The organism is Flavobacterium sp. FG139, from assembly GCF_057809695.1.
Genome location: NZ_JBMDKL010000002.1, coordinates 48,923 through 61,284, shown reverse-complemented (window position 1 = coordinate 61,284; position 12,362 = coordinate 48,923). Strand labels below are relative to the sequence as shown.

Below are 12,362 nucleotides of genomic sequence, written 5' to 3'. Positions count from 1 at the left end.
AATTGTGTGATTTGGAAATTTTTATTTCACAAGTCAATCACAAGTTGTGAAAGAAAAAAATACAATTTATTGCTAATTACCTGTATTTATTGACTTTTTTAATTTGTAAATAAAGTAGGTTGGGGAAATTCCATTTCTTTCTTTGAATGATTTAGTAAAATTTTGAGTGGAACCAAAACCTGCTTCTTCTCCTAAAGCTTTGTTGGTGTAGTTTCTGTATTTACTTTCTGTTTTTAGAATGTGGATTATGTAGTCTATTTTTAAATCCGTTATGTACTCAATAGTACCTTTTCCTCTGTGTTTGGCAATAATCTTAGTAACGTATTTTGTGTTTGTATTTAATAAAGATGCCATTTTGGTAAGTGTCATGTCTTTTTCTAGATACTTTTTATTTTGTTCAAATTTCTCTAACTTTTTTACAATACCTATTTCTATATCTGGGCTAATCTCCTGTGTATTTTGCTTGTCGCTGTTTTCTGCACTATTAATGCTATCACTATTGGTTCCTATTATTTCTTCAATACCCTTTTGCGAATTATTGTTTTCACTAGTAGCAGGTTTTGAAGTATCTCGTTTCATTATTTCTTCAAACAATCTTTTGTTTTTGAAATGTCTATTGATTAATACTACAATAACAATAATCAGTACACCAATTATACTAAACCCCACACTAGTTCTGAATGTCATAGCTTTTTCAATGTCTTGCTTTGACTTTAGTAATTCTTTAGTATCGTATTCTTTGACAATTTTTTGCAGTAGGTATTTGTAGTTTTGCCCTAGCACTTTATCCACTTTTAGCAGTTGGTTGATATAGAATAATTGTGATTTTGTATCGTTTTGATTTTTATAATAATCAATCAACCTTTCATAACCTTCGCGCAGATCAGGTCGGATGTATCCTTCCTTCTCGAAGGTTTTATCTACTTTTTTAAAATAGGCTATTGCTTTTATTTCTTGCTTCATCTCCCAATAGGATTTTCCTATATAGAAGTAAGCAACCGTTTCGTTTGCAAAATCTTTTACCTTAATTATGTTTGGCAAAGCCTTGTTCAATTCTTTTATTGCTTCTTTGTACTTGTGCTTTCCACAGAGATTTACGCCCTCTGAATGAATAAAATAGGGTTCCATTTCGAGGTTTTCTAGTTTTCTTCCTTCATCTATGCCCATTTGATTGGTTATGGTACACCACTCATAATTTCCTATATGGTTATAACACAAGCCTAAACAATGTAGCGAATTGAGATAAGCACGATCGTTTTCTTCTTTAAAATAGTCAATACATTCTCTGAATAGGCTTATTGCTTCCTCATAGAATCCTAGGTAATATTTGGTTTGGGCTATTCCATATTTTACTTTAAAAATTAAGTATTGATCATCTGTTTGAGAAATGTATTTGTCTGCTATTAAATAATTGTCGAGTGCTTTAATTTGTTCTTTATGATCATAAAAGACTATTCCTCTTGTCATGTATGCTGAGCCAATTAATTCAATTTCATTTGTAAGCTTTGCAGCATTTACCATACTATCAGCGTATGCTATTCTAAATTCTTTTCTACTGTTATGAATTTGAGCTTTGTATGCTCGCGCTAACTGACGATAATTTTTTTCCGCTTTGGCTTTTTTTAGCCAGGCTTTTACATATATCTGTGATTTATTGGTATTTATTTCAGTGTTGGAAATTACCTTACTTAAATGCTCATAATTTTTATTACTAAGCGAGTCCTGTGTTTTGGTATTCACTTGTTGAGCGCCTAGAAAATTGAAGGATAAGTAAAGAATACTATATAGGTGTGTTTTTTTAGTCATTTTTAAACAATTGTTACTTAATGCATTAAAAAAAGGAAAATAATTGTGATTTAGGCTCTATTTGTTGCGAATAAATGTAAAAAAAATATTCTAAAACTGTACGAATTGTAGTCCTAAATTGAGAAAATTGTAATTGTAATGTAAGTTATTGATGGGTTGTTATTTAGTTATAACTAATTGGTGTTGCATTCGGGAATGGTACATTTTATATTCCCGAATGGTGGAGTTAATGACTTGTGGGACGTAAAAACGCCCCTTAGTTTTGCCTTGAATTCAAACGGTTTTGTTATAAGCAAAACCAAAACCTAGTTCAGATTACCCCGGGCGAAATGAACTGATGAAAAAAAGTAATCAGTAACATTTTAACACATTAACTAACATGAAAACAATTTATACCTGTGTATTCATTTTGACTTTTTTTATTTCCTGTGATACGGCTTCAGACCTATCGCTAGAACAAACCACTAATAAAGAACAATTCCACCGTATTGCAAGTGAGTTGCCTAGAAATGCTGCCAATCCTTATGATACTGCTGGTTGGATTCACAATGCCCTTTTCGAATCGTATTATGAGAATACTAGTAACCCAAAAAACCTTTCTGCTATTATTAGTAGGGTTGAAGCTTTAGCCAATACTAATGCCAATTTCATTAGCATTAAAACTTCTTCGTATCACCCCGTATCGGTTGAACGGGTTCAATATCTTTTGGATCATTCCAAAACTTGTGTGGGTGATGTCATATCAAATTCTACTTTAAGTGCAGGAGCTCAATTGAGCTTTACCACATTTATTAATTCTTTACTGACAACTTTTAATGGTGAAAGTACCTCTGACGACCTTTATCAGTTTGTTTCGGAATATGAAAAGGGAATTCTCAATACTACTTTGCTGACTGCACGGGATAAACAGATTATCTTAATTACTACCTCGATTGCTAGACATTCTACCTATCTAGCTAAGAAGAAACCTAAAAAGAATACTGATCCTGATTGGATTATATTTGTGGGTAATGTAATTGCCGCAGCTGATGGGGCTGAATATGGTTCTGCAGAAGCTATTGTGATGGGACTTGTGACTGGAATAGCTCAGAATTAGAGAAAGAAAGCAGAAAGCAGAAGGCAAGATGCAAGATTTTAGATAAGGGCAGTTGCTATTCGGCAGCCCTTATTAATTTTCGTCGGCATCATCCATGCGGAGGATAAGCTTTTCTTTTAAGGTATTTAGGAATTTGGTTCTTTCAGATTTTCGGGTTCTGATTTCAAGAAAAGTTCGGTTGAATTGCCCTAAATCGACCTCAAATACAGTTTCAAAAAAAGAAAAGACTTCTTTGAGTTCAGAAGCTCCGTTATTGAAAACTCCTTCGGTATGTAGTGCATATATTAACTCGACTAAAGCCACTTTTGAACCGGTCCATTTTTGAATTTTCTTTAGTGTAGCATTTGTTCCGTTGTGATTGGGTTTATTTTCCAGTTTTAAAATTTCGGATTCTAAAAAGATTTTAATTTTATCATTTGCCAAAATTCGTGCTACTTTATAATCGTGTGAAGTAGAGAACCGATGGTCTGCCTGAAAGTAAAAGCTATCTAAAGTGTGGCACAAATGATGTTTGCCTCTAAGAAAGTATTTGTTGTCTAAACTACGATTACCTGTTCTGAGGTATTTGTAAAACTCCTTATTTTCATTGAAATAGGTTTGCAATTTTATTAATTCCGTATTAAGATGTTTTCTAATCATCTTTTTTGTGCCCAATGGCTTGCTCGTTTCAATATTATAGATTTCGTTGTAATAAATAAGTTTGGCCGCGAATTGCGGTTTGCTTTCTCGAAAGAAATTGATTTCTTCGGCTTTATTTTCAAATTGGTATTTTAGAAATTCTGTTTTGAGTTTTTCAAATGCCGGTATCAGTATTTTTATTGCTTGTTCTGCATATTGAATAGGATTAGCTGTTTTAGAATGAACAGCTTCTAAGTGGCTTTCTAACTCAGTTAACAGGGATTCGGAAAATAGTTTCATTTGCAACGCGTTGGATGTTATTTGACAGAAGGCAAATCTATTGGAGTGGGGTGGTGGGTGCAAGTGGTTTGGTGTTGGATTCCCGAATTGAATACTATATTTTCCCGAATTGAATAGTGTATTTTTTCAATAATGAGGTATTTAAACTTTATAATCACTGAAAAAAAGCGGTAATAATTTAAATCTTTAAAAATGATTGCGCTACTTCCATCAGTACTATTATTTTTTCTGCTTGTTTTTCTCTTTTTTGGGGAACTAAAGCTTGATCATAAGCGATTTCTTGAAGCGCACAGGTTAGCCGATGAGCATATACTAAGAGAAGTTGAACGGTTTTTGAAAGAGCACAGCAGTAATAAGGATTAGAACTTAGCTACCGAATACGCAGAAAAGCTTTATAATGGAAAATATTTTCTATAAATGTATTTATAATGGAAAATATTTTCCTTTTTATGATTGTTTATGGTTTATAGTGGAATATTTTTGATGTTGTCTTTGTTTTATAATGGAAAATATTTTCTAAAAATACATTTATAATGGAAAATATTTTCTAAATTTGTGTTGCAAAGTAATTATAATGGAAAATATTTTACAAAATAAGCTACCAGAAATACTATTTTCTTCGAGTGATTCATCAGTTAGTAAGCAATTATCTAAATTGGAGCGAACGGGCAGTATCCGGAAAATAGCTCCGAGAATTTATACTTCAAATCTGGAAGATAGTCCGGAAGTTATTATCCGGAAACATTACCCTAAAATATTAGGGACGCTTTATCCGGGTGCCTTATTGAGCCATAGGTCGGCATTGGAATTTAAGCCAACTTTGAGCGGACATCTTTTTATTACGTATACCTACACCAAAAAAATAGAGCTACCTGGTTTAACCTTGCGCTTTATGGAAGGACCGCCGCCAGTTGAAGGAGATAATTCTTTTAATGGAGAATTATTTGTTTCGCAAAAAGAGCGGGCGTTCCTTGAAAACCTTCAGGTATCACGGCAACCAGGCCCTGATTCAAAAACAATAACTTTACCAGAGCTAGAGGATAAACTAGAACAAGTAATAAAGGTAAATGGTGAAGACGGACTCAATGCCATAAGAGATAAAGCGAGGGTATTGTCTGAATCTTTAGGAATGCAAGCTGAATTCATAAAACTAGATAAGCTCATAGGTGCTTTATTATCTACAAAACCATCAAAAATATTAAGTTCTTCATCAGCTATTGCAAGAGTATTTGGCAGACCATTTGATGAAAACAGATTGCGCCTTTTTGAAATATTATTTATTGCTTTGAAGCAACAAGAGTTTGTTAGTAGACCGGATCAAAATCTGAGTAAAGCGGCATTCCGAAATTTTGCTTTTTTTGAAGCGTATTTTTCCAATTATATCGAAGGAACCATATTTGAACTGGATGAAGCTAAACAAATTATTGCGACGGAAACACCTATGCCAGACCGTGATGAAGATTCTCATGACATACTGGGCACCTATAATATAGTACGGGATATAAAAGAAATAAGTATAATTCCAGCAACGCCGGATGATTTACTACACATTATTCAATACCGACATAAAATATTATTATCTGCCCGGACCTCAAAGAAGCCCGGAGAGTTTAAGGATAAAAACAACAGAGCGGGTAATACCCATTTTGTTCCTTTTGATTTGGTAAGAGGTACTTTGATAGAAGCATTCAACTTTTATCAAGCTTTGACAGACCCTTTTGCCAGAGCAGCTTATATGATGTTTATCATAAGTGAAATACATCCGTTTCTGGATGGTAATGGAAGAATTGCCCGAGTTATGATGAATGCGGAACTGGTCAATGCTGGTGAAACCCGTATTATAATCCCGACGGTTTACCGTGATGATTATTTAGGTGCTTTACGGATTTTGACCCGGAAAAATGACCCCACGGTATATATAAGAATGCTGCAAAGGGCACAAGAATTTAGTGCTACACTGAATGCAGAAAGTATGGATGGTTTAGAAGCTATATTGGAAGCTAGCAATGCTTTTAAAGAACATGATGAAGCAAGATTAAAAATAGTTGAGTAGTTAACTTGGTATCTATTTTAATTGCGTAACACTACACAATCATAAATTGACCTTTAGCTATGGAAGTACTTAATAAGAGAACCAAAAAAAGCCAATCCTTAGGATTGGCTTTTGATAAACACTAGTAACTATATTTCTTAGATAACGTTTACATTGGTTGCGTTTGGTCCTTTTTGACCGTTCGATACTTCATAAGACACTTTGTCGTTTTCACGCACTTGGCCATTTAGGCCTGTTACATGTACAAATAAGTCTGCTCCGCCATTGCTTGGCGTAATGAATCCGAAGCCTTTGGCTTCATTGAAAAATTTAATGGTTCCTTCGTTCATAAAAATAAATTATTAAGTTGCGAAGGTAGTCTTTATTATTGATTTTCAGGAGTTTACTATAAATTTTTTAAAGTAATGCGCTATTTTATTTTAAAAAAAGCTATGGTTTTTCAATATACACTTGAACACTAAAACTTTTTCACGATATTAGCCCTACCACAATTAACGCTGTATTATGAATCTACCAAATGCTGACCAACTTCCTGTATCTCAACTAGCGGCTTCGTTTGGGAATACCTCAGCGACTTATAAGTTTTATTGGTTGCTATCTATTATTGAACTGGTAGAGGAAGGTCATACTACTTTGCCGAAGCGGCATTTGTTTGCCCGAATGATAGGCAATGCTTGGTATACTGTGAATTATTTTCATGTGTCGTTTGGGAAGCAGGACTTGATACAACAAGCCGTACATACTATTTTGGAGCAGGAACGATTGACCATAGACACTAAGAAACCGCTATTGTTATCTATTTTAGAAAACTCTGAACTGAAGACAACGCAACAAACGTTGCATCATTTTAATAAGAATGTGCCTCATTGGTTTTTATCTCCGTGGTTTCCTAAAGTGGGAGGTGAGCATGATGTTGCCTATAGAAAACGTATTTATAGTTCCTCTAAAGTTTTTGAAAATGATTGTTTGTATGCGCTTTATGATGATCACATTGTTATTAACCCGAATTGGGTTGCCTATTTACAGGCCAATGCCAAAATACTGAAAGATTTTATTTATTGGAACCTAACTTTGTTTTTGCAAACCCGCAACCCGAATGTGCCTGATATTGCCAATAAGTTGATACGACCACCTTTTAGAGGCTCGCTCACTAACCAACGCAAGAATTATTGGGATATCGTTTTAAGGAGCTTGGGACTGTAGATTGTATTTTTACCAATACCGCTTTGACCCTTGACAAATATGCCTTAGACCATTTTATACCGCACGCCTTTGTATCGCATGATTTGATATGGAATTTGGTGCCGATTGATACTAGTTTTAACTCCACCAAGAGTGATAAGCTACCCAATATGGAAACCCATTTTGACAGCTTTTTTAAGCTACAAAAAACAGCTTTTGAAATCATACAGCATTACAGCCCCAAAAGTAAATTGATTGAAGAGTATTTGACTATTTACCCGGATTTAAATAGTTCGATTAGCTTTGACTATACTAGGTACAAAGAAAGTATACAGCCGTTGGTGACTATTGCTCATAACAATGGGTTTGTTTATCTACAACCTATCTTCTAAATCGCGAACTATATTTTTTATTTTATCCGCATCCACGATACGTTCATTTCCGATTCTATTCGTACTCAAGTTAAAAATTTTTTCATTTAAATGCTGCATAAATTCGTCTGTGTAATGAGGCGGATAACTGTTCTTTTCAGTAACACTAAACTTTGATTTTCCATCTTTGACATAATATTTAATTTCAGGTGAAAGCAATTCAAACAGTGTTGCATCTTTAGTTACAAATATTGGATATACTTTGTGGTTTACCAGAAAAGACATCTGATCATTATTACAGCTCATTCTGGCATGAAGCAAATCCCATGCAGTTGACCATGCAGCTTTCATTACTTTTTCTTTAATCCCTCCTAATTTAATCATTGACTGAAATTTGCCGTTACCGCCAAAAATTTGTAAAGCAAGAGTATATTCCACTCCGAGCATAATATCTAAATCATTTATCATCCAATCTATAAATTCTTCTATGTTTTCTTCAGCCACTTTAGCACTAAGTCCTTTTTTACTTATAAGAGCAATTTTTAATAAAGCAGCATAATACAAATTAATCATTTCGTCAATAATTATTTTTGAAGTGTCAGTTCTATTTAATTTCCCTCTATAAGCAACAAAATCTCGTTCAAAGATGTAATTGAATTTTTTAAGCTCTTTTAATGGATAATAAAAAGCGAAATCGATTTTATTATTAAAATCAAATAGTTCGTCTTCTTTTATTTCTAAAGTTTGGCGGTCGTAACATGACTCTATTAGAGCGAAAAGTGGAAACCATTGTATATTATTTTTTTGGGCGTATTCAATTAAGCTAAAGATTTTGTTTTTATCGGCCGTTGCGTCCTTTTTCCATTTAATCAAATTTCTAATGTCAATGCATACCGAACTATCAAGAACAAAGATTATTTCTTCTCCCGTTTCTTTTTTTCGTTTTTCGATTTGTTCTTTTGTTGGTAGAGTGGTTTTACCTAAATCAGATATAAAATGAAAGTGTTCCATAGGTATGATTATTTTTGATTTCTATGCTCTGCTCTTTTTTTTGACAGCAAATCAATTTGTTCGTCTAACAGCTTACCATAAAAGTCTCCCTTAGTGCTAATTTCAGCATACATTTCACCTAACTTTAATCTTAAGATAGGTTCATCAATAAGTTTGATGATTTTTTCATATTTAACTTTTGTCGTTTCAAATGAACTCTCTCTTTTAATTTTATTTCTATTTAACCAATCAATGGTTTCTTCAATTACTTTATGAGCAAAACTTCCTGTATAGCCTTTTTCCATAAAAAAACTATCTCCCAGCAATTCGTGAATATTGGCACCAAAAGTATTTTTCTTATCCATTTTTTGTACCGCAATGCCATTTTGAACATTTAGAAACATTACATTGGTAGCCGGTATATCGGACAAAATAAATGGTGAATGGGTAATAAAAATTATGTTTATGGATTTAATAAAACTTAATTCTATTCGTTCAATACTGTCTAAAAAATACTTAATAAATTCTTTTTGTAGCTCTGGATGAAAATATAATTCTATCTCTTCAAGTACAATGTTTATATTCTGATATCTTACTTTGTATTTACTAACAGAATCGAGATTATAAAGATGATATAAAAGAGAACTAACTAAATAAGTCTGCTGTTTTTCACCTGAACTTAAGGAACTAAATTTTATATCTATGAATGAAGTCTGATTTATAGGTTTTAAGATAATATCAATACTAAAAATAGGAGGCGGAATCAGTTCTAGTAAAGATTGATTTTCTGCTCTTAAATCGTTAATTTTCTTAGCCATCGGCGCAATCAAATTTCTATCCTTTCGGTTTGAATAGTCAAGGTAATCTTGCTGATGAGCTATATTTTTTAAGTAATTAAGTACTTGACGAAGCTTGAAAGTGACATGACTGTGATCTTCTTTTAGAACTTTAACAAAGTTTCTGAATTTCTTTATTTTCTTTTCGTCTAAACTCTCATAAAAAATATCTTTATAAATAAAATACTCATCATACTTTGCCGCTATGCTGATTATTTTATATAAAATATAATTTCTAGTATAACTGTATTGTTTTTGCAATAAAAAATTATATCGATTTGAACTCTTTAACTCTAAATTTTTAGCCGATACCAATCGCCTCAGCATAAGTTTAACTATAAAATCCTTTTGCTGGGGAGTATATTTCTTCAGATAAATTTCTTTTTTTTCAAAACCCGGACCTCTTGGTCTTCTCTCATAATATACTACTTTGTTTTTTCTTGGTTTAAGTTGAAATTCCAACCTGTATGCTTCAAGATTTTCTCCAAATCTTCTAAATTCCTTATTACCACTTTTATCGATGCGTAATAAGTTGGCTAGAAGCCGCTGTTTTACTAAGTCATTTTCCCTGTTTATGTCAAAGTTACCATCAGTTCTCATAGGATTTAAAACTAATGGCGTTTGATAGGAATCATTTTTGTGAAATAGTTCCTTAAGCCAGTCTACATAACTCTCGTTTTGATAAAAACCAAACTCTCTACTATTGTAGGCATAGTGGGAATAATTAACCGCTTCGGTATAAAATAGCTCACTCAGTTTAAATCGCTTTTTTAAATTTACATTAATTCTACTATAACCATTTGCAGTTTTTTTGAATTTATATACTTCAAAATCTTCATTATCAACTGTAATCTTATAGAAGTGGTCTGTAAAAAAATAAAATTCAAGGTGTATACCTTTTATCAGCCTTAAATCTGCGGTTATTCTTTTATGGCTTTTTACAGAACCGGTTTTAAAATTAAAGGCAATATTGTTAATTGCCCGGAATAGCAAATCAATTATTGAGCTTTTACCAGAACCGTTTTTACCAACAATTGCAGAGATATTGATTCTTAATTTTTGCTCAGGGTTATTAGATTTTATTTCATACAGATCATCAGGATACTTTTCAGCATCAATCATTGTAATTGTTTCATTTATATCATCTGAATCAATGCGATAATTGGTGTAAAAGTAATATAGCATATTCTTTTCAAGTACTTTTACATACTCACCATCACATTTTTCGAGGGGCTTAATTGCAATTATTTTAAAATTCATGATATTTTTAGTATTCCCAATTCAATTAATATATCTCGTTTCATTTTGCTCAGAGGTCTTCTTTCAAATAATGTTTCATCATTGTAGGTGCCAAAGGCAAGACGATAAATTTCATCATCAGAAATTGTTAGCCCTTTGTATTGGCCGGCAAGTATCTCCAGGTATTTTTCGGAATAGGCATCTTTAATTTTCCTTAAGTCCTCTATTTCATCCTCATGCATCTTGTAGATTTCTGCTATTTTGAACGCATTAGCAGTATTTTCTCCCTTAGATTTTGATGCAGCTATAATTTTGAATCCATAAGAATCCGTCTTTTTATTGTAGTAACTAAATGAAAATCCAGCATTGCTATCAACATATGGGTGAATATGGGTTTTGAGATTCATTTCTGTAGTTCCTTTTATACTGCTGTTACATACATGGCAACTAGGGATTAAGTTAAAAAAAGAAATTGCCAATAATGGATATCGATTTTTAGCAAACCAGTGATCAAATTCCGGCCGAATAATTTTTGCAGGCTTTATGACTGTTTTGGTATACAGTCTATTGCAATAGATACAGGTGTTTATATTTAGATTATCCGCCAAGTCATATGCGGAATAGTAAACAACATCCTTTTTAGAAAAGTAATTTTCATAATCAAAAATAGTCTTTGTGATGTTGTAAATATTTTGATATTTATTGATTAGTGTCAAGTCTGCAGCATTCTTAGTTCGCTTCTTTTTAGTTTTAAAAAACGACAACCATTCATTATATGAAAAACCAGGAATCACTTTTCTAAAAAATAGCATTTGAATTTGTATTAATTTTTTTGGACTCCCTGTTAAAATAATTTTCAGATTACTATCATTTAAAAAAGCTATTATTACTGCATTGCCACAATTGTTGCGCCTAACTTGGACAACCCCTAACAATTCATTATAATGCATTACAACGGCATCTTTTATTTTTTGAGTATCAGGATTGAGATAAATCATAAATGCAGGTTGATTAGTAAACTTGTTTATTTGTTTTTTTGATTCAAATTCTATTGACTTAAATGTGGCTTGTGTGGTAAATGTATTAAATTATTTCCTACTAATTAAATTGTACATCATACTTTGTTTTAATTTAATACCTTTGACTTTTAAAGCACTTTCAATGGATTTTGAGATATATTGTGATGAAAGCGGGCTAGAAGCCCTTTCAGAAAAAACAGCCCATAAATTTATGGCAATAGGAGGTATTTGGATGCCCGCAGCATATAGGGATGAGTTCAAGAAATCTGTTAATGCTATTAAGAAAAATCATAAGGTATATGGCGAATTGAAATGGGGGAAAATATCGCCTGCTTATTTTGAATTATATAAGGATTTTATTGACTATTTTTTTAGTACCGAAAACCTTCGGTCAAGGGTTCTTTTGGTAGAAGCTATTAAGGTTGACCATGTCAAATTCAATAATGCCGATGCCGAATTGGGCTTTTATAAATTTTACTATCAATTGTTGCACCATTGGATTTTAGACTTTAATAATTATGAAATTTTTGTAGACCTTAAAGTCAACCGTGATAAAGGGAGAATCAAAACCCTGGACACAAAATTAGATAATGCCAATTTAACATCAATTATAACGCAAATACAGGCTTTGCCCTCACATCAGTCTTTGGGGATTCAAATGGCTGATTTTATAACTGGACTTGTTGCAGCGAAAGTTAATGGTGAAATTACTAGCGAAGCCAAATTAGGACTAATAACTTACATAGAGGATACCCATTTAAAAAAGGAGATTGCCCATACGGGAAAATGGGAAGAAAAATTTAATGTGTTTAAGATTAATCTTCAAGGCGGTTGGTAATGGCTTATAAAAAA

General features: G+C 32.6%; 11 protein-coding genes. 5 read left to right on the top strand and 6 right to left on the bottom strand.

Annotated features, from left to right (window positions below; genetic code table 11):
* Positions 1-72 precede the first annotated feature (72 nt).
* Positions 73-1,806, bottom strand: a complete 1,734-nt coding sequence (locus ACODSI_RS01705) for a helix-turn-helix domain-containing protein (RefSeq protein ID WP_488915113.1) — start codon at positions 1,804-1,806, stop codon at positions 73-75.
* A 379-nt stretch (positions 1,807-2,185) separates the two neighbouring features.
* Here ACODSI_RS01705 and ACODSI_RS01700 point away from each other — a divergent pair, with 379 nt between their 5' ends.
* A complete protein-coding gene (locus ACODSI_RS01700; RefSeq protein ID WP_488915112.1) occupies positions 2,186-2,902 on the top strand; it encodes a hypothetical protein in 717 nt (238 codons plus the stop codon).
* Between the two features lie 72 nt (positions 2,903-2,974).
* Here ACODSI_RS01700 and ACODSI_RS01695 read toward each other — a convergent pair whose 3' ends face one another.
* A complete protein-coding gene (locus tag ACODSI_RS01695) occupies positions 2,975-3,820 on the bottom strand; it encodes an RteC domain-containing protein (protein ID WP_488915111.1) in 846 nt (281 codons plus the stop codon).
* 574 nt (positions 3,821-4,394) lie between these two features.
* Here ACODSI_RS01695 and ACODSI_RS01690 point away from each other — a divergent pair.
* On the top strand, positions 4,395-5,873 hold the full coding sequence (locus tag ACODSI_RS01690; RefSeq protein WP_488915110.1) for a Fic family protein: 1,479 nt from the start codon (positions 4,395-4,397) through the stop codon (positions 5,871-5,873).
* 137 nt (positions 5,874-6,010) lie between these two features.
* On the opposite strand, the gene ACODSI_RS01685 is transcribed toward ACODSI_RS01690, so the two are convergent.
* A complete protein-coding gene (locus ACODSI_RS01685; RefSeq protein ID WP_488915109.1) occupies positions 6,011-6,202 on the bottom strand; it encodes a cold-shock protein in 192 nt (63 codons plus the stop codon).
* Between the two features lie 175 nt (positions 6,203-6,377).
* Here ACODSI_RS01685 and ACODSI_RS01680 point away from each other — a divergent pair, with 175 nt between their 5' ends.
* Both ACODSI_RS01680 and ACODSI_RS01675 read left to right on the top strand, forming a co-directional pair.
* Positions 6,378-7,076 (top strand): hypothetical protein, encoded by a 699-nt coding sequence (locus ACODSI_RS01680; protein ID WP_488915108.1) that lies wholly within the window; start codon positions 6,378-6,380, stop codon positions 7,074-7,076.
* A complete protein-coding gene (locus ACODSI_RS01675; protein WP_488915107.1) occupies positions 7,043-7,447 on the top strand; it encodes an HNH endonuclease domain-containing protein in 405 nt (134 codons plus the stop codon). Before ACODSI_RS01680 ends, ACODSI_RS01675 begins: the two co-directional genes overlap by 34 nt.
* Here ACODSI_RS01675 and ACODSI_RS01670 read toward each other — a convergent pair.
* The 3 genes from ACODSI_RS01670 to ACODSI_RS01660 are packed head-to-tail and all read right to left on the bottom strand — an operon-like array spanning position 7,430 to position 11,489.
* Positions 7,430-8,437 carry a hypothetical protein gene (locus ACODSI_RS01670; RefSeq protein ID WP_488915106.1) on the bottom strand — a complete coding sequence of 336 codons (1,008 nt, stop codon included), beginning with the start codon at positions 8,435-8,437 and terminating at the stop codon, positions 7,430-7,432. The two genes, ACODSI_RS01675 and ACODSI_RS01670, sit on opposite strands and share 18 nt — an antisense overlap.
* Positions 8,438-8,445: 8 nt before the next feature.
* Complete coding sequence (locus tag ACODSI_RS01665; protein ID WP_488915105.1) at positions 8,446-10,512, bottom strand: AAA family ATPase; 2,067 nt, start codon at positions 10,510-10,512, stop codon at positions 8,446-8,448.
* Complete coding sequence (locus tag ACODSI_RS01660) at positions 10,509-11,489, bottom strand: hypothetical protein (RefSeq protein ID WP_488915104.1); 981 nt, start codon at positions 11,487-11,489, stop codon at positions 10,509-10,511. The genes ACODSI_RS01665 and ACODSI_RS01660 overlap by 4 nt, the downstream gene beginning before the upstream one ends.
* A gap of 142 nt (positions 11,490-11,631) precedes the next feature.
* Between ACODSI_RS01660 and ACODSI_RS01655 the strand changes: the two genes are divergently transcribed.
* Positions 11,632-12,348: a DUF3800 domain-containing protein gene (locus ACODSI_RS01655; RefSeq protein WP_488915103.1), complete on the top strand. Its 717-nt coding sequence runs from the start codon at positions 11,632-11,634 to the stop codon at positions 12,346-12,348.
* Positions 12,349-12,362 lie beyond the last annotated feature (14 nt).

Excerpts from the sequence above, each read along its gene's own strand:
- ACODSI_RS01695 (WP_488915111.1), bottom strand. The coding sequence starts at position 3,820 with ATGAAACTATTTTCCGAATCCCTGTTAACTGAGTTAGAAAGCCACTTA.
- ACODSI_RS01700 (WP_488915112.1), top strand. The coding sequence starts at position 2,186 with ATGAAAACAATTTATACCTGTGTATTCATTTTGACTTTTTTTATTTCC.
- ACODSI_RS01705 (WP_488915113.1), bottom strand. The coding sequence starts at position 1,806 with ATGACTAAAAAAACACACCTATATAGTATTCTTTACTTATCCTTCAAT.
- ACODSI_RS01690 (WP_488915110.1), top strand. The coding sequence starts at position 4,395 with ATGGAAAATATTTTACAAAATAAGCTACCAGAAATACTATTTTCTTCG.
- ACODSI_RS01670 (WP_488915106.1), bottom strand. The coding sequence starts at position 8,437 with ATGGAACACTTTCATTTTATATCTGATTTAGGTAAAACCACTCTACCA.
- ACODSI_RS01665 (WP_488915105.1), bottom strand. The coding sequence starts at position 10,512 with ATGAATTTTAAAATAATTGCAATTAAGCCCCTCGAAAAATGTGATGGT.
- ACODSI_RS01680 (WP_488915108.1), top strand. The coding sequence starts at position 6,378 with ATGAATCTACCAAATGCTGACCAACTTCCTGTATCTCAACTAGCGGCT.
- ACODSI_RS01685 (WP_488915109.1), bottom strand. The coding sequence starts at position 6,202 with ATGAACGAAGGAACCATTAAATTTTTCAATGAAGCCAAAGGCTTCGGA.
- ACODSI_RS01660 (WP_488915104.1), bottom strand. The coding sequence starts at position 11,489 with ATGATTTATCTCAATCCTGATACTCAAAAAATAAAAGATGCCGTTGTA.